This window comes from Flavobacterium sp. I3-2 (assembly GCF_013389595.1).
In the GTDB taxonomy this organism is placed as follows: Bacteria; Bacteroidota; Bacteroidia; order Flavobacteriales; family Flavobacteriaceae; genus Flavobacterium.
On sequence record NZ_CP058306.1, the window covers coordinates 241,992 to 260,038 of the forward strand.

The 18,047-nt window shown below is 33.4% G+C and carries 17 protein-coding genes; 1 reads left to right on the forward strand and 16 read right to left on the reverse strand.

Features of this window, described 5'->3' with window-relative positions; translation table 11 throughout:
- Positions 1–30 precede the first annotated feature (30 nt).
- The 9 genes from HW119_RS01100 to HW119_RS01140 form a co-directional block, all read right to left on the reverse strand.
- Positions 31–1,212 (reverse strand): rhodanese-like domain-containing protein, encoded by a 1,182-nt coding sequence (locus HW119_RS01100; RefSeq protein ID WP_159156490.1) that lies wholly within the window; start codon positions 1,210–1,212, stop codon positions 31–33.
- Between the two features lie 28 nt (positions 1,213–1,240).
- Positions 1,241–1,915, reverse strand: coding sequence for a hypothetical protein (locus tag HW119_RS01105; protein ID WP_159156489.1), 675 nt, complete (start codon positions 1,913–1,915; stop codon positions 1,241–1,243).
- 98 nt (positions 1,916–2,013) lie between these two features.
- Positions 2,014–3,030, reverse strand: coding sequence for a cytochrome-c peroxidase (locus HW119_RS01110; protein WP_159156488.1), 1,017 nt, complete (start codon positions 3,028–3,030; stop codon positions 2,014–2,016).
- Positions 3,031–3,093: 63 nt separating this feature from the next.
- On the reverse strand, positions 3,094–3,951 hold the full coding sequence (locus tag HW119_RS01115; protein ID WP_159156487.1) for an MbnP family protein: 858 nt from the start codon (positions 3,949–3,951) through the stop codon (positions 3,094–3,096).
- A gap of 27 nt (positions 3,952–3,978) precedes the next feature.
- Positions 3,979–5,424: a T9SS type A sorting domain-containing protein gene (locus tag HW119_RS01120; protein WP_159156486.1), complete on the reverse strand. Its 1,446-nt coding sequence runs from the start codon at positions 5,422–5,424 to the stop codon at positions 3,979–3,981.
- 12 nt (positions 5,425–5,436) lie between these two features.
- A complete protein-coding gene (locus HW119_RS01125) occupies positions 5,437–5,799 on the reverse strand; it encodes a heavy-metal-associated domain-containing protein (RefSeq protein WP_159156485.1) in 363 nt (120 codons plus the stop codon).
- A 10-nt stretch (positions 5,800–5,809) separates the two neighbouring features.
- Positions 5,810–7,789, reverse strand: a complete 1,980-nt coding sequence (locus HW119_RS01130; protein ID WP_177760899.1) for a TonB-dependent receptor plug domain-containing protein — start codon at positions 7,787–7,789, stop codon at positions 5,810–5,812.
- Positions 7,790–7,793: 4 nt separating this feature from the next.
- Positions 7,794–8,720 (reverse strand): hypothetical protein, encoded by a 927-nt coding sequence (locus tag HW119_RS01135; protein ID WP_177760900.1) that lies wholly within the window; start codon positions 8,718–8,720, stop codon positions 7,794–7,796.
- 180 nt (positions 8,721–8,900) lie between these two features.
- On the reverse strand, positions 8,901–9,236 hold the full coding sequence (locus HW119_RS01140) for a hypothetical protein (RefSeq protein WP_159156844.1): 336 nt from the start codon (positions 9,234–9,236) through the stop codon (positions 8,901–8,903).
- 250 nt (positions 9,237–9,486) lie between these two features.
- Here HW119_RS01140 and HW119_RS01145 point away from each other — a divergent pair, with 250 nt between their 5' ends.
- Entirely contained in the window at positions 9,487–9,960 is a 474-nt protein-coding gene (locus tag HW119_RS01145) for a GNAT family N-acetyltransferase (protein WP_159156482.1), read from the forward strand.
- Positions 9,961–10,115: 155 nt separating this feature from the next.
- On the opposite strand, the gene HW119_RS01150 is transcribed toward HW119_RS01145, so the two are convergent.
- The 7 genes from HW119_RS01150 to HW119_RS01180 all read right to left on the reverse strand — a co-directional run bounded on the left by HW119_RS01150 (position 10,116) and on the right by HW119_RS01180 (position 17,974).
- On the reverse strand, positions 10,116–10,832 hold the full coding sequence (locus HW119_RS01150; RefSeq protein WP_159156481.1) for an SDR family NAD(P)-dependent oxidoreductase: 717 nt from the start codon (positions 10,830–10,832) through the stop codon (positions 10,116–10,118).
- Between the two features lie 375 nt (positions 10,833–11,207).
- The gene (locus HW119_RS01155; protein ID WP_236901575.1) at positions 11,208–12,572 is read right to left on the reverse strand and encodes a c-type cytochrome; all 1,365 of its coding nucleotides are present in this window, start codon (positions 12,570–12,572) and stop codon (positions 11,208–11,210) included.
- Entirely contained in the window at positions 12,556–13,935 is a 1,380-nt protein-coding gene (locus tag HW119_RS01160) for a c-type cytochrome (protein WP_255497945.1), read from the reverse strand. The genes HW119_RS01155 and HW119_RS01160 overlap by 17 nt, the downstream gene beginning before the upstream one ends.
- A gap of 265 nt (positions 13,936–14,200) precedes the next feature.
- Positions 14,201–15,061 carry an AraC family transcriptional regulator gene (locus HW119_RS01165; RefSeq protein WP_159156479.1) on the reverse strand — a complete coding sequence of 287 codons (861 nt, stop codon included), beginning with the start codon at positions 15,059–15,061 and terminating at the stop codon, positions 14,201–14,203.
- 494 nt (positions 15,062–15,555) lie between these two features.
- Complete coding sequence (locus HW119_RS01170) at positions 15,556–16,167, reverse strand: SCO family protein (RefSeq protein WP_159156478.1); 612 nt, start codon at positions 16,165–16,167, stop codon at positions 15,556–15,558.
- 316 nt (positions 16,168–16,483) lie between these two features.
- Entirely contained in the window at positions 16,484–17,035 is a 552-nt protein-coding gene (locus tag HW119_RS01175; RefSeq protein ID WP_159156477.1) for a cysteine hydrolase family protein, read from the reverse strand.
- Between the two features lie 66 nt (positions 17,036–17,101).
- Complete coding sequence (locus tag HW119_RS01180) at positions 17,102–17,974, reverse strand: AraC family transcriptional regulator (RefSeq protein WP_159156476.1); 873 nt, start codon at positions 17,972–17,974, stop codon at positions 17,102–17,104.
- Between the last annotated feature and the right edge of the window lie 73 nt (positions 17,975–18,047).

Here is an 18,047-nt window from a genome sequence, read left to right on the forward strand (position 1 = left end):
TGCAGAGTGGTTTAGTTTCTCCATAAACTATCATTCATCAAGCAAAGCTTTCAATTTTACATTTTGATAGTCGTAAATGCCCGCTTTAATGTTGGAAATACCACCATAGAGTAAGTATAAATCTTTCACACCATATTCTTTCAATCGTTTAGCGTATACGAACAATTCGCCGTCGTTCATCATCATATCATAAATAATAATCTTTTTTCCTCGGTAATGGGCTATTTTCTCCTCGTTCAATGTGGCAAATGGAATGTTTATAGCATTTTTTAGTTTCCCAATATTTTTCCAGAGAGCTTTGTCTGTGCCGTTAAATTCAGCTTCACTTCTAATGTCTATAATAACTGAATTGCTAGTTTGGTCGGTCATTTTCAGTAATTCTTTAGGCAGAATAAATTGATATTTCGTTTTTAAAAAATCCCTTTCATTGTTTGCCGTGGAACCAATTATATTGCTGAGCCCAAAAAGTAAAACACTAACATCGTAGCCTTGTTCAATTAAATAATTCGCTGCAACCGGACTTTGCTCTCCTTCATTATCGAAAAGATAAATACTCTTGTTTTTATCCAATAATTTTAAGTTATCTTTTAATTTATCGTAAGGTATGTGAAGAGCAGATTTGATGTTTCCAAATGAATTTTTACGTTCCTCTTTGGCTATTCCTAAGTATAAGCTATCCGGTCTAATATCGATTATTTGGTATTTTTCATTGTGGAGTGCTTTAATGAAATCCGTGGGGGTGACAAGTTTGTATTTTAAATTATTGGTGTAATATTTAGTCTTATAAGGCATTTCCTTTTCGGAAAGCGTGTTGAAATACGATAAACCGCCATTGATATTTACTACATTCTCGAAGCCCTTATCTGCAAGCTGTTTGGCTAACACTCTTGATCTCTTGCTATGGCTGCAATAAAGGTAGATGGTATCATTTTTATGCTTTAAATATTCAGGATAGTATTTTTCAAAATCGGCAAAATCGGTTTCTATTGCTCCTTTTATTTTTCCTTGATTATATTGTGGCGACTTGCCATTATCGTTTCTTTCGCCGTCAGACCTGATGTCATAATACACCAATTTTGGATTGTTCTCTAACTTTCTAAAAAAGTCTGTCCACGAAATTGTTTGATAGCGAACATTATCCGACTTGAAATCTTGTGCATCAACGGAAAGGCTTAAAAGAGATAATGCGATTGTAATTATATACTTATTCATTTTTGATTCTTTGTAAAATTTATTTCTTTTAGAATAACAAGAAGCTCAGGAAGCCACCGATGCTGTTTTCATTATGTTTTTCCGGACCGTAATAATCGATATTGGTACCCACACCAAAAGTTATTTCTTTATAACTTAAACCAGCACGCCCCATTACATAGCTTCTGGTTTGCATATCGATTACGGTGCTGTATTCATACAAAGCTTGAATTCTTGAATAAAAACGCCAATTATCATTAATTTTCGGTTTATATTCCACTAAAAACATTCCTTCTATATTGGTGTCTTTAGAAAAATCTATTCTGGAATTTGCCACAAATAACCAGGTGGGATTGGCTTTTGAATAAATTAACCCGGCTATTGGTCTCATTCCTTTCACAGGCGTAACGTGGAAACCACCGGCAACTTTTAAGCCTTTCACGATTTCATAAGTAAGGCTGGCTTGTGTCATGTAATCGTTGATTTGATCATTATCCCATTCTCCCACCAAAGAGGTTACGCTAAAAAAACCGAGTTTAGGAATGCTGTTAATTTTTTTATCAATAATCATTTGAAAAGCCACACCTCTGTTACTGAACAATAGCTCTGTATTTATCGGAGGATTTACAACTGGAATTTTGGGGTTTTCCTGTGCTATAGCGTTTCTGCCTATTATGGAGAAGAGTATGATAAATACACCCTTTATTAATGTTATCTTTTTCATTTTTACTCTATATTATTGTATAAATACTCTCATAGTATAAATAATACCAATGTTAATGATTTTTATTCTTTTGTAATTTCAGAAGCTGACTTTTAATATTAATGACCTGTAAAATCTGGATCACTCAATGTTTTCATAAATGAAATAAGATGTTCTTTTTCCTGTTCGGTAAGTGGTATTCTGTTGCCATTATTTTTGAAAATTGGGTCTAAGTTATCTGCGTTTAAAACTCCGTTATCGAAATAATCCAGTACATCTTTTAGAGTTGCAAACTGACCGAAACTTCCATAGGGTGCGGTGTATTCGACATTGCGTAATGACGGTACACGAAAGCTCATATAATCGTTCATATCTCCGGTAACTCTTGCCCGTCCTGCTTCGTTAGAATCTGGATTTACAGGAAAGCCGATATTTCGAAAAGTTTGATCGGAAAAGAGTTCTGTGCTGTGACAACTGGCACATTTTTGCTGAAAAACCTGATAGCCTTGTATTTCGTTTTCGGTAAATGTTGCTTCATTTCGTTTTAATTTATCGTATTTACTATTGACTGAAATCAATGTGTATTCATATTGGGCAATGCTTCTGTAAATTCGTTCGGGTGTGATGTTTTCATCACCGAATGTTTTCTGAAAAAGCTCCCTATAAGATGCATCGTTTTGGATTTTTCCGATAACTTCCAAAATGGAAGAATCCATTTCTTCGTGAGTGATAATCGGAACAATCGGTTGATTTTCTAAACTCAATTTACTTCCGTCCCAGTTATAAAACCTCATAAATGCAAGATTTTGAATAGGAGGTGTATTACGAAGTCCAATTCTTCCTTCAATTCCGATTGCCTGTGCATTATTATCTGCAAAAGCACTTGACTGAATGTGGCAGCTGGCACACGAAATAGTATTATCCGCACTGAAGCGTTTTTCGTGAAATAGTTTTTCTCCTAATTCTACTCCATATTTTGTTGGTTTGTTTGTATAAAACGAATTGTTTAATTCCGGAAAACCACCAGGAATATTTAGTGACAACTCGGGATTATCATAAAATACTGGTTCATAGTCATCATTGCTACAAGATGCAAACAAAAATAAAAGAAGTAAAACTTTCAGAAAAACTTTCATTTTCTATGAATTATTTTTATGTGGTAGAGCCGTCCATAATCAGATGGCTCTTGTACGTATGAATTAGTTTTCTACGTTAAGAACAGAGAACATTCCTTTGTTATCTGTTGTGCCGTTTCCTCCTATATTATCAACAAATTTTACCATTTGAAGGGCTGTATGAATATTAGGGGTTGCATTGTCTCCCATACCTGTTCCGGTTGAAAGTGTAATGGTATTAGAAGCACCACTTAATAATTTATCAAAATCTGCTTTGATATTGATTTTAGGTGCTTTGTTTCCTACAACAGCATTTACAGGCAAGTCTAACACAATGTTTCTGTACGCATCAACTCCTTGTGTATATGTTGATTCATCGCCATTTGTTCCTTCAACCGTACTACCCGTATGGATAGACATTTCTTTATTATCGGTATCATAAAAACCTTCGATTTTGGTGAAGCGATATCCCGTTCCCCATTCCCACATCATTTCTGTATCATTTGCTCCTGCTGTAGCATAGAAGTTCGGAAACCTTACCTGATCTAAAGTATTCAAATCACTTCTTACCCCCAATCCGAATTTTATTTGTTTATATTCTCCTGTTGGAATATTACTCATAACGTAATTTAACGAAGCTGTTTTTGATTGATCAATAACCATAGCTCCTTTATCCAAATCATTTACGTTATAAGGTACTTCGGTGCCATCGGCTTTTACCAAACGAATATTACTGATTACATACTTCAATTCCGAAAAACGATGAACTTGTCCTGCATCTGATGTATTTTCGGTTTCAGACAAAACAATTTCGGTATCACCAAAAGTGTTTTTAAATTCTAATTTTACATTGTTTGCAACAGGCGTGTCATCATCACTGCTACATGATACAAATGCTACCGAAGCAGCTACCAATAAAAGGTTTCTTTTTAGATTTCTCATTGTTTAAAAAATTTAGTTATTAAAAAATTATTGTTTTACTATTTTCATTATTATCTGATTGCTTGCTGATTTTATATTTAGAATATAATTGCCTCGTGGAAATTCAGACGCATCAATAGAGGTGTTTTTCATATTGATTTTTTTATTCAATACTTGCTGCCCTAATAAATTGAAGATTTCAATTCCTGAAATTTCTTGTTCAGAAGAAATGTTTAAAATATCTTTTACAGGATTTGGATAAATTTTCAGGTTAGATAAATCAAAATCATTTACAGACAAAGGTTGTAAGTGAACCATTACAGCCAAATATTCTTCACTTTCACAGTCATCAATGGTTTGTGTAGCATAATATGTTACCATATTTTCTAATTCCGTATCCATATCAAGAGGTTGTGTTAATTCTTCATCTGCATACCACGTTATGTTTTCCCCTGTAATTTCGATGTCGGCAAGAGTAGAACCTTCAGGAAGATTAGGATGGATTTCCCCTGTAGGAGCAGGAGTTTCACAAGGTTCTGTAGGGTCTAAAAAATTAATTTTTTTCACACTGTTCTGGCCATAATTGGCAACATATAAATTCTGATTCGCATCCAAAAATATTCCTGTTGGTTGTATAAGTTCTTCAGAGTCAATTGGTATTACGTATCCTAAAAACTCTCCGTTTTCCCATAAAGTAATTCCCCACATTGAATTTGCGAAATCAGAAACCAAAATTTTTCCATCATCTAATACCCATATTCCACTAGGATTAGTCATATTGCCTGCTGATCCTCCTGCTACTACAATTCCTTCGCTTGCACCGGGTACCCATTTAGTTACTCTCGCATTGTTATATTCGGTTACATATATATTATCTTCATCATCTACATATATTGCACCATTAAGAGTAGGGGTTCCCAATTGGTTTAAATTAGATCCAGAATCATTACCTCCTGCAACAATAACACCTTCTGTATTTCCTATTGTCCATTTCAGAATTCTCGAATTTCCAGAATCCACAATAAATAAATCATTCCCTTTTTTGAAAATTCCTCCCTGCCAGTTTAATTGGTGTAATCCAGATCCGACTCCGTTACCTCCGGCAACTGTAATTCCTTCTGTAGCTCCTTCTGGCCACATTTGAACTCTGTTGTTTCCTGCATCTGAAATAAATAAGGTGTTGTTTTCGTCAATTAAAACTGAAGTTGGTAAAAATAAGCCATCAGCAGCAGCACTGTTTCCTATACCGCCTGCTATTGTAATCCCTTCAGTTGCTCCGGGTGTCCATTTTTGAATCCTGTTATTTCCTAAATCAGGAACGAAAACGTTACCCTGATTGTCAACGGTAACACTCATCAATTGAGCAAGCTGATTTGCATCACTTCCATAATCGTTTCCTCCCGCTACTATAGTCCCAGGGATTTGCCATTGTTGAGCAAATAAAGTATTGCTAAAAAGTAGTATTAAAACAGATATTTTTAATGTGTTTTTCATGTTGAACATTTTTTAATTGCTATTAATTTCAGAAGCTTTATAAGTGTTTCCGTCCAATAAAACTTCAATTGTTTGTTTTAGTTCTTCTTTTGATTTTTGGGTTTTGTCGAAAGAAATGTAAGCCACCTTTGTTTCAAAATCTACTTTGGCAGAATCAACTCCTTTTGTATTAGACAATTTCTTTTCTATCATTTTGGCACAACCTAATGCACAGGTCATTCCGTCTATTTCAAAATTTACTTCTGTTAAATTTTCGGGTAAAATGGCTACTTCTTTTGTTTCTGTTGGTTGCGTTTCTTCTTTTTGTGTTTCTCCTTTACAGGAAACAATAAGAAACATCGCTAATAAGCCTAATAATTTGATATACTGTTTCATTTTCTTTTGTTTAAAAATTAATTTTTAAAGACGTAAAAATATTGCGTCCCATTCTTAGAATATTTCCCCAATCAGCATAGGTGCTGTAGTATTCATTCAATATGTTTTCAGCCCCTACCTGAATAGTTGTTCTGAAATTATTGATATAAAAAGTATAATCAGCAGACAGATTCCAAACTGTATAAGAAAGTGTTTTGTCTTCTCCGTATTCAGGACTGTAATTTATCTGTTTTAAATCTCCGTTTACAGATGTCTGAAACCCGAAATCCTTGTAGTGATACTGAAGTGAAGTCTGATAACTTAATGGACGGATAAAAGGAAGGTTTCCTTCATTATTGTCTTTACCACGAGCGTAGGTCAATGTTCCTTTCCAATGCAGATGTTCTATAATATCGTATTTAGCATTAAGAGAAAAATTAAACAAAGTTGCATAGTCTAACGAAGTATAACCTTTGACTCCAACCGACTGATAATTCATCGGGCTTCCCATACTTAAAATTCTTCCGATAATGTAGTTCTCAATATGAAAATAATTGGCTTTTGCCTGAAGACTAAACTTCTCATTCTTGAAACCTGCACTTGCATTGATTTCATACGAAATTTCATTTTTCAAATCAGGATTTCCGATGTAATCGTAACGGTCAAAACTGTTGTAGATATAATATCCGTAACCTTCCGAAACAGATGGTGCACGATGACCATATCCGCCTCCGACAGAAAAATTAAATTGTTTGACATTTACATTGTAACCTGCATACAAACTTGGCAAAAATCTTGTTTTTTCCTGTGATGCTCCCGGATGAAAAATCCAGTTGAAATCCACATATTTGGAATGGTTGTAATTCAGACCAAAAGAGCCTCCGAAATTTACCTGACTATTTTCTGTAACCTCTAAAGAATTATTTACCGAAAGTCCTGCATATTGGGTAGTAACCCAAGGCCAACTATAGGCAAACATTGTTCTTTCGCTTCTGTCCTGCGGATACATTCGCATTTCTGCAATTGATAAATTATCATACGCATTCAGTTGTACTTCAGAAGAATAATTGCCTTTCTTTAAGTTGATTTTAGAAACCAATCCGTAGGTGGTACTCCAACCGGGCATATCCATATGAACCAGATTTTCAGGTCGGGTGGTATCATCCATATAATGTTCAATCGCATTGAAATAGATTTTTGAATCCCAAACCCGTACCAATCCTTCTTCAAATAGTTGCTTATAAGCAACCGAAGTAATCAAAGCCCTTGAAAGCCATAAATCCATCGGAAGTGCAGGATATCCCACATCTTTTGCCATATCAAAAATAGCATCCACTCGTAACGAAGATAAATCACTTGTTTTATAAGCCAATCCTAATGAACTATTGAATTTCTTGAATTGTGAGTTATTGACTTCGTTGTTATTTCCGTCAGAATAATTTTCGGCTTTTCGATACGAAATACTTCCGTCTGCCACGAACTTGTTACTGGCAAAAGAGATATTTCCGAGGTTGAAAAACTGCTTGTTGTTAAACTCAAAACCTGACTGGTAAGCACCTTTCCATTCTTGTTTTTCACTGAATGAAGTGTTTTTTCTTTTCAAATCGATACTTCCTGCAACTGTTGAACCGTGCATACCACCTTCCTGACCTGATTTAATGTCGATTGTAGAGAGATTATTACTTTCCACATACGAAGTAATTGGATCCATTTTGTCGGTACAAGCTCCGAAAACGTGCATTCCGTCAATAGTAACGGTTGAGCGTTCCGTACTCATATTATTCAACAATGGTTCCCACGCATAAGCTCCACGCTTAATGAAACTTATCTGGTCAGAAGAAGCCAGATACTCATCAATCGTAACTGCCATTTTCATTTCGGTTTCGATTTTCTTTTTAACAACCACATCTATTTTAATTTCTTCTAATTGTGTTGCCAGTGTATCATTCTCAATATTTTGAGCGTTGGCAAATATTCCCACAAAACACATTATAATTGTAATATATCTCATAGCATCAGAATAAGATATTAATATGAAGTTCGCTTTTTGCTCCTTCGATTCCCGGTGTAAAATCGGTTGGTACTTCGGTTCCTTTAATGAGCTCTCCGTTTTGATTCAACATCATAAAATTCAAAGTCCAATTTCCCGTCATTGTATAATTAACCACTCCGTAATACAATCCGTCTGCCTGTTGAATCAAATCAACATTGTTAGGTGAAGAATGGTTTCCCATAGATGGTTCAGGCATTCTCGGGTCTAAAAGCAAGGTGTAATTTTGTACTTCGGAATACGAAAACTGTGATGGGTCGGGAAAAGCTCCTGCCGGTTCAGTAGGTTGGTTGTATTTGTAAATCCCTGCCACCAGTTCGTTTTCGGCAACCTTTGGTTTTTGAGGAGCAACCAATGCAATAAAATATTGTTCTGAATCATTTCCTGTAAACGAAGTCATATTCAGATTCATATTGGTTTGATTCTCAACATTAACAAACTGGTTAACCGTATGTATTTGATTATTGTCTGTAAAACTGATATACAAGTCCCAGTTTTCCATCGGGTTGCTTATACTTGTAAAGACTACATATCCCGAATAAAACTGTTCTTCAGAATTATAAACCAAATGATACCTGTGCGGACACGAAGTTTTATTGTTATCAGTATTGGAAAGTATCGGCAAAAAAGTAACATCCGAATTATTCAAAGCCTGATTGGTTTGGATATTGGTAATGGTTAAACGAATTTCATTATATCCTTTATAAAAAGTTCCGTTTAAAGCTTCAATACTTATTTTATAGCCATTTGTATTGAACGATACGGCTTCTTCAAACTCAAAGTATTCCGTAACATCCCGATTGATTTCAGCTTCAAAATCCGTTTTATCAAGGGTACAAGCGGTTGTAACTACAAGCAATGTTGCAATCACCAAAAGATTAAAAAATTTCATTTGTAATGAGTGTTTAATTAAAAACTATTGTGTATCAACAGGAATTATATGAAATTACTAAACTATATCATTGTAATGCTATGTTGATAAAATAATGATCAGTGTCCATTCCTGAATATTTACCATAATCAGTTTTAGATATTGAAGAAATCAATACCTAATAAAAACACTATTTTAAAATTAAACGATTGGAGGTCTGAATATGGAATTTGTCTCTAAATGATAATAAGACAAGTTATAATTTGAAGTTATTTTTGATTTGTGTAGGTAGAAGAGCGGTTTGAAACCAAGATTCTCTTGTATTTCTTGATAGAATGCAATACTTGTTTCTACCGAAAAGTGTTTTTTATCTTGACTATTTTCAGAAGTGTCAGATGCTTTTGCCAATTCTTTTTTCAAATGACATTTTCCGTTACATTCCAATTCGGGTTTATCTCTATTTACACAAAGCTCATTTTTAATATAGTCATAAAAGACCACATATTCCACAATCGGAAGTATTGGTTTAAAGAACATAAACAGTGCTAATATAACTATAAATTTTTTCACTGAAGTAGTTTAATTTAGGATAAAGGTAGTTAATACACTTACAACTACTTTTTTTCATAGTGCAAAATTCATTCTTTAAATTTTAATAGCCAAATTTTGGATTGATTACATAATTAAATGGATTGATTAAATAAATAAAAGCTAAAATAAGTTATGATTTTGAGGCAAAAATAAGCTGATTGCGGAATAAATGGTAACTTTGAATAATAAATTGTTTATGTTAAAATTAGTTTCATACAATGCAAAGCACTACAAAACTTTAAATTATAAGTTACCTCTCGCACATGCTAAATTCACTTCAACTATTGATCAATGTAAAAAAGATAAGGTCTTTTCGGATTCTCAAAAATCGGTTATAACTATAATCTATAATGAAGAACCCATCGGGTTTTTTATTCTTGATAGAGGAGTTGCAAAAACTAAACTCACGGACAACAAATATGCAATTTTACTTCGGTCTTTTTCTATAAATCCTATTTATCAGGGGAAAGGATTAGGTAAGAAAGCCGTATTGTTAATTACAGATTTATTGAGAAAAAAATACCCTGACATAAATGAAATAGTATTATCTGTAAACGTTATGAATATCAATGCGTATAATACTTATTTGAATGCAGGTTTTGTGGATACTCAAAAATATATAGAAGGTATTTTAGGGAAACAACATGTTTTATATAAGGAGATTAAGTAATATAAAAAGAAATACTCCAAGCATTATTGGTATAGAGCATTTCTAATAAAAAACAAACGTCTTGGTGCTTGGTAAAAAAGCATATTACTTTATTCAAGCACTGAACCCGCTTTTTTGCCAACCGCCTGTTGGCGGTTCGTTGCTTTTCTTTTGGTTTACATTCTGTCAAAAATTTGTCTCGGTATTCGTTTTAAAATTGTTCCAATAAATTTCCAGCGTTTGGTTATGTAAACAATTTTCTTTTTCCTTTTTATTGCGTCAAAAATTTGACTCGTTGCTTTATCTACTGATGCAACCCAAAATTTTCCTTCACCTTTTGCCATTGCAGTATCCACAAATCCTGGTCGAATATCTGTTACAACGATTTGGGTTTTTAATTTGGTTGCTTTTTGTCGAAGTCCTTCTAAATAATTTATTTGATATGCTTTGGTTGCATTGTATGCAGGTGCAATTCTACTTCCACGAAGTCCGCCAACTGAACTGATTGCGACTAAATGTCCAGCCTTTTGATTTTCAAAATAATTGAACGCCCAATTCGCAATGCAAGTAAAACCTGTTACATTCGTTTCAATTGTCCGCTTTTCAATTTCATAGTCAAGTTTTTCGTTTAAGTCGCCTGTTCCCGAACTTATTATTAGTAAGTCAAGTCCACCAAGTTTCTTTGTCAAATCTTCTAAATTTTCAACTATTTTATTAGTGTCTGTTATGTCAAAAGTTTTAGGGTAAAATAGGTTTGGTTTTTGAGATTTCAATTCGTTAAGCAATTCTTTTCGTCTACCTGTAATTCCAACAATATAGTTTTCGTCTGCCAATCTTTGGGCAAGTCCTTTTCCAATTCCTGATGTCGCGCCGATAATTATTACTTTTTTCATTTTAAACTGTCTATCGTTTTGTTTTTTCGTGTCGCTCTGCAATGACGGCTAACATGTAATTTATGGTAATACAACAGTTACTTTTTACGACATAAAGTAACTTAACTTATAGCCAGTTTTTTAATTATAAAAGGAGTGCTTAATGACGATTACACTCCTTTTTTTATACCAATGATTAAGAACTTATGGAGCAGTAGTACTTTTTAACTAATAAAGTCCTTTAATAAATTGATAATTTTCTTCTAATTCATTTTTCTGTTGGTTCAGTTCTTTATTTTTGCTTATCCTTAAAGCCAACATATTAATGTCAATAAGGTATTTTATTGCTGTGAAAAATAATATAATCATTATTATTACAAGAAATGTTACCATAGTTTACGATTCGTTAATTGTTAATATATATTCTGTTAAAGTATTCATGTCTTCATCGGATATTTGTGGAAATCCCGGCATTTGAGGAGCATTTGGACGCTTTTTACCCGGTACTTTAATCCATTTAATTAAATCCTGCTTATTATCTTTATAAATAGAAGCCATTTCCGTTACCGGAGGTCCTATAAACTGGTCTTTGTCTTTATGACATGCGGCACAATTCTGGTTAAATACTTTTTTTCCTTTATCAGCCAAGGAAAGATCTGCTGAATTTTCTGCGGCTTGTTGTTGCTTACTTTTAACAATAGCTTCTTTTTTTATTTTTTCAAATTCTTCCGTTCTTAATTTAACCAGTTTTTGATGTGGCTCCAGTGCATTGGCTCTGTAAATCTGTCTTCCTGAACCCATAAAAACAACCGTAATTGTCATCAGGATAACTACTTTATAAAAGTTCTTTCCGATATTTTCTTTGGAAGTCTGTAATCCTTTCCACATCATCCACATCGCAGGAAGTGCCATTGCAACTCCTGTAAATATTACAAGGATTAAATTCCAGCCTATTCCCTTGGTAGGAAGTGTAAGCAATACTACTGGTCCGATAAGCATTTGGCAGATTGAAGCGATAAGAGCCAAAGAATATCCTTTTCTCTGAATATCATATCTTGTGAATCCGGGAAGTAATTTTTCGAAGTCATAATTCTTACGGCTCATATACCAGAATAAAAACAACCCTGTAACTGCCAATGAAGCAAAAAGAAAATGAAAATACCTTGGGAAAACATTTGGTAAGGTCATAGCACTTAAAAAACCTTTAACTGCACCCCATTTTTCGGGAAACATCATTAAGTTGATGTTTGTTAGGAAAATAAACGGAATAAAAAGTAATATGACCGTTGCTATGCCTAAAATAGAGATATGTACCGCCTTATTATTCTCAAAAACTTTCCACGTATATTTGTGTAGGTAGGTAAGTAAAAAGGCAATGGTAACCAACGGAATCACAGCTATCCAGACCAATCCTGTCAAAGCATTTGCAGAATAAAAATAAACGGTATATAGCACATTGATACTTAAAAGAGGAGCTACTCCAAGCACAACAGCAATACTTTTGTTTACTGTAATGGTGCTTGCAATTTCTTTTGCCAACAAGTCGTATTTCTTGTCTTTCAATCCTTTTATTTGTGACCAAAGTGTGAGTAATGTTCCTCCAAGCATCAGGTTGACAAAAACCAAATGTGCCAAAAAAGAAATCACCAAAATAATAATCAAAAGCCATTCGGGTAGAGGTAATGGTAAAGGAATATCTTTAGGAACAGGTGTTGGTATGTTTGTCTGTAAGCTAATCAATAAACTATTTATCATCTTCATTATTGTTTGTTTTATTTTGTTTGTTAATTACTGCCTTAACCGTATAGTCTGAATTGATCATTACACCTTCGGTTTGAGCACCTTCTATGGCTTCGCCTGAATCCTGTAGATGCCTGATGTAAATTGCCAAAGCTTCTGCTTCTGCTTCATTCCCGGGGAATGGGGGCATGTAATTTCGTCCTGTATGCATATTGGGCATATATGCTGTCATCATATTGATACTCAACGTATCTTTTGTCCCCAACATTCGTTCAAATACATCAACAACACTATTTACACCTTGTCCAGTATGACAGCGGCTACATGCCATCATAAATACATTTTTTCCAGCTTCGAGCTTGTTGTCTTCTGTAATTTCAGTAACTGAGGTATAGGTAGCATATTTCAAAATACCATCTTGTTGGTACACCGGATAATCTTCTTCAAGCAAAAGGTTTGAATACATGTACTGACCAATTACATAGGGCTTTCGGACAAATTCCCGAACTCTTTCAAAAAATCCTAAAAAGGCAAAGACAAAAAGTACAGGAGCAACAAGCATATACGGACGTATTACTCTTGCCTTGAATAAACCAACAACAGCTATCACAACTGATAAACTAACTCCTCCAATGATGAAATATTTAAGTAAATCATAATATTGTGCAAAATCCATAGTTCCTACAGCTGTACTCATATTGGCGGTCATACCCTCTGGTATAGCTTTGTAATAAACTATTGCTCCAAAAAGTGTAAACGGAGCCCATAGAATGATCCATTTCGAAATTGCTTTTACCGCATATTTACGTATTTCTGTTCCATACATAGTAAATACAGTAATTAGAAGCATTCCAAACATACCTGCCATCAGCATTGCCATAGGTGTTCGGAAAGCCAATTGTGGCAAATAAAGTGGATTCGTAAAACCGTTAATAAGGTTCGGATTGCTATGCCAGTTTCCAGGATCCATCATAAAACCAAGAATAGCAACAATAATAACCATCGTAATCCAGGAAGCCAAGCTTAAAAACCAGCCAAACCGAATATGACGGATTTTTGCTCTAAGCGACTTATTGCTGTTTTTCCAAGTAAGAAAATAAATCATTATCAGAATAACTTCGGTCACAAATACAGTCCATTCTGTAAACCAAGCCCAATAAAAAACGCGTATTAAAGCTCCGATTGATGTAGGACTTATCAATGATGCCGAAAACCATATTCCAACTCCGGTTAGTGCTCCTATGGTAGTGGTAATGATAAAAGCGACTTTCATCATTTTATACACTTTTTCATCCCATTCTAAATCTGTAATTTGATCTGTTCCACTTCGTTTAAGACCTTTTTGTTCCAACCAGGTTACTAATGGAATGAAACCGACTGCCAAACCGTGATTTATAATCACATGAAGAGTTGCAATTCCTGCAATAAGCATCCGATTGTTGAGCCAATCAAGATGAAACATAGGAAAATCCATAATTATTATTGTTTATTATTGTATTGGCAAATTTCCGGTATTGTGGAATATAAGCATAGAAATAAAAAAGCAGATTGTTTAACTAAACAATACTGCTTCTTTAAGAAAAAAGGATTTATTTTTATTTTTTATACATCCTTAATTTCTGTTTTCAATTCAGTTATTCATAAATTACTTATTCATTCCGCTTTTTTCTATATTGCTCAGGAGTTAAATTGGTTATTTTTTTGAATAAAGTAACGAAATAAGAAGGATGCTCAAACCCTAATTCGTTAGCAATTTCGTTAATGGTATAATTAGTGTAATGTAATAACCTTTGTGCCTCTAATATTATTTGTTTTCGTATTAAATCTCCCGAAGTTAGTCCAAGAGTTGTTTTACAGATTTTGTTCAGGTAATTAGTACTAATATTAAGCATCTTCGCGTAATCAGAAGGCATTTTCGACATTTTAAAATTCTTTTCTATTAACTTTTGGAATTTCTGTACCTTTTCCTTTGTTGGAGTGTTTTCATTCATAATTCTTAATGGAGTATGAATACGCTGGGCTTCTATCAAAAGAATGTTAAGAAATGAACGAAGAACTTTCTTCGAAGCTTTCTTTTTGCTATTGAACTCCTCATACATACAAGATGTTAAAAAGTTTATATAAGAAAGTTTATTTGTCGTTATCCTTATTAGAATTTCTGAAGTCTCATTGAAAAAGGTAAATTGATTTAAAATATTGTTGTTATATCTTAACGAAAAGAAATCTTCTGTAAAACAAATCATTTTTCCTTTCGCTTCTTTTTTTAAATAAATTTCGGTAATACAATTTGGCTTGATAATAATTATTTGACTGTTGTCAATACGGCTTCTATTTTGATCAATAATAATTTCTCCATTCCCGTTTTCAATAATAAATAAAGTGTAGAACGTATTTTCATGTGGAAACTCCAAATGTGGAAAATTTATTAATAATCCATCAATAGAACTCATCCAAAAATCATTACTATTAAATAAACCCATATTGCAAACCGGTACTTTGGTAGTTTGCATAATTATTTGTTGTTAGATTAAAAAACTTAAAATCATTTTTTGCTAATTCTTTTGTACACAGACCATCATCCTCTATATTCTTAAAGGATGATATAATTGAGTAAAAAGTTAGATATAGTTTTTTAAATTAACTCAGGCGGCTGAAAAACTGAAGAAATCATATTGGATACGAGAAATTCAGAACTATATTCAGGATAAATTAAGTGAACTACAGTCAAAGTTTCCAAGGTATATTGGTAGATAATTTGGCAAAACAATGGTTGTACTTCTTGCACTTTTATATTAGGAATTTGCTTTTCTTTTTCCGAGTCAGCTGAAAGTTCTTTCTGAAGATAACACTTACCATTACAAACAGGAATTAAATCAAATCTGTTTACACATATATTCTTTGCTATATAGTCTTGATTAATATAAAATGAAGTAATAATCCAAATACTTGATGTATTTTGGTACAGAAAGGATAAAAGTAATATGAACAATATACTTTTTCTCATCTATTTTGATTCTTCATTCAGCAAAATTACAATTTCTTTTATTAATCTGTCAACATCAACACTATTGGTTCCGTCATAAACACCTCGTATATGGCGATTTTTATCAACTAAAATAAATCCTCCACTATGAGCATATCCTCCCGGAGCATCCAAATCCTCATAAGCTTGAGTAAAATAGCTATTTTCGGCAATACTAAAAATGTCTTTCTGTTCTCCCCATAAAAAATGCCATTTTTCAGGGTTCACTTCTAAATTTTCAGAATAAGCTTTCAGTACAGGAATGGTGTCATTTTCAGGATCAACAGTATGTGAAACAAATAATACATTTTCGTTGTCTTTAAAAGCATCATAAACTCTTTTGAGTTCCATATTCATAACCGGACAGATTGTAGGGCATCTTAAAAAAATGAAATCGGCTATATATATTTTATTCTTAAATGTTTCGTTGGTCACAACCAAACTATCCTGATTTAAAAAGGAAAAGTCCTGTATGGTATGTTGCATTTCAACTTTATTTACCACACTCGGATTACCTAAATAAGGTAACTTTTCTGATTTTTCAGAACAGCTGGTAACAATACAAAAGAGGATTAGAAAAATAAGTTGCTTCATAATCCACAAAGATACCTAAAAAATGAATAAACGTGACCAATTTTTTCATTTAAGCTGATCGATTCTTTAAGGTGTCTAGGTCAAAAGGTGCTGAGATCTCAACAAAACAGACGGACTTACTATATCATACAGCTATAAAATGATAAATACAAGCCCTATTATGCATAATTATATACAAAAACGCAAGACGGAAAATCTTCCGCCTCGTTTTTAATTTGAAAGTACGATGTTTCGTAAATCATCCTCTCACCGTAATGTAAAATATTTATTTGCGGGAGATAGCTCTTAGAGAATAATAGTGAAGTGGAATTATCCTTTATGCGGAAAGATAATCTTCGGTACTTTTTATCTCCGCATAGAAAAATTCTAATGCCGCTAAAAATGCATGGTGCACGTCATCAGCTTTTACAGTTTTACCGTTAATTTCTAAATCTCTTGATGCACAAGCATCGCCAATTACAGTACATTTATATCCAAAATCAAATGCCGCTCTTGTGGTGGCGTCTATGCACATGTGTGTCATCATCCCTGTAATAACGACTTCGGTTACGTCATTTTCTTTTAAATATTCAAAAAGACCTGTATCTCTAAAACTGTTTGGATAATACTTTTGAAAAACTTTTTCTCCTTCAAGTGGTTTCACATTTTCGTGAATTTCTACACCAGGTGTTCCTTCTACAAAAACTGGTAATGCCGCTGGATTAGCCGATATGTGCTGAATGTGTGCAATGGGTAAATTATTTTTTCTAAAATATTCCAATACCTTACCCGCATTTAAACTTGCTTCTATTGGGTTTACTAATTCAAGTGCGCCATTTTCAAAATAATCATTTTGAATGTCGATGATAATCAATGCTTGTTTGCTCATAACTTTAATATTATTTATTTTTTAGCAAAATTAGCACACATCACGATGAGCTAGTCTACCAAATTATTAGGAAATGCTACCATTTTGATAATCTGCTAGAAATTCGGTAGTCGTCATTCCTGTTTGACTTTTAAAAAAACGCATCAAATGATTGGGTTCGGAAAAGTTGAGTTTATGAGCAATTTCAGAAACAGTCATTTCAGAATGAATGAGGTAATCTTTGATTTGCACCAGCAATCTTTGCTTCAGCAAATGAGTTGCCGTTACATTGAATTGGTCTTTTACAGATTTGTTTAGGGTTATACGACTAATGCCCATTAAGTCTGTATAATCGCTGATTCGTTGTTTGTTTTCTATATTTGTTTCAATCAGTTTTTTAAACTGGAAGGCATAATTGGTACCTTGATTTCTTAATGATAATTGATGCTTTTCCGCGTACACTCTGTTCAATTTTTGTAAAAGATAATAGATTAGGGAACGGATGATATGCACACTATCTATTCTGGTTTTCCGTAATTCTGCTTTGATCTCGGATAACAAAACACAATACATATCAATGTTTTCTTTCTCAACCCGCATATTTAAAGGAAATTCTAACTGATAAAAATAAGATAAACGGTAGGTAAAAAGTTTATCAGAGAAAAATTCATTTAGAAAATCTTCTTTCAAAGCCAAAACCGTAAAATCAAAATCTTCCGCATCAAGATTCCATTGGCGTTTTTGAAAAGGGGAAATAAAAATAATACTGTTATCCTCAACATTTATTTTTTGATAGTTGAGCGTAAGTTGACCACTACCTTTCTTGAAAAAAATGATTTCAAAATAATCTGTATTAAACAATTTATGATTAAGGTATGCCTCACCAATTTCATCAGAAGGAAGTACGTTAAGCAGAAAATCTACCCCGCATTCTGTCTTGTTAAATTTTATTGTTTTCAACTATTTCTTTCTTTGATTATTAAAACGAAACCCTAAATTACGCTTTTTTATTTGTCAGTCTCATTCTGTATTT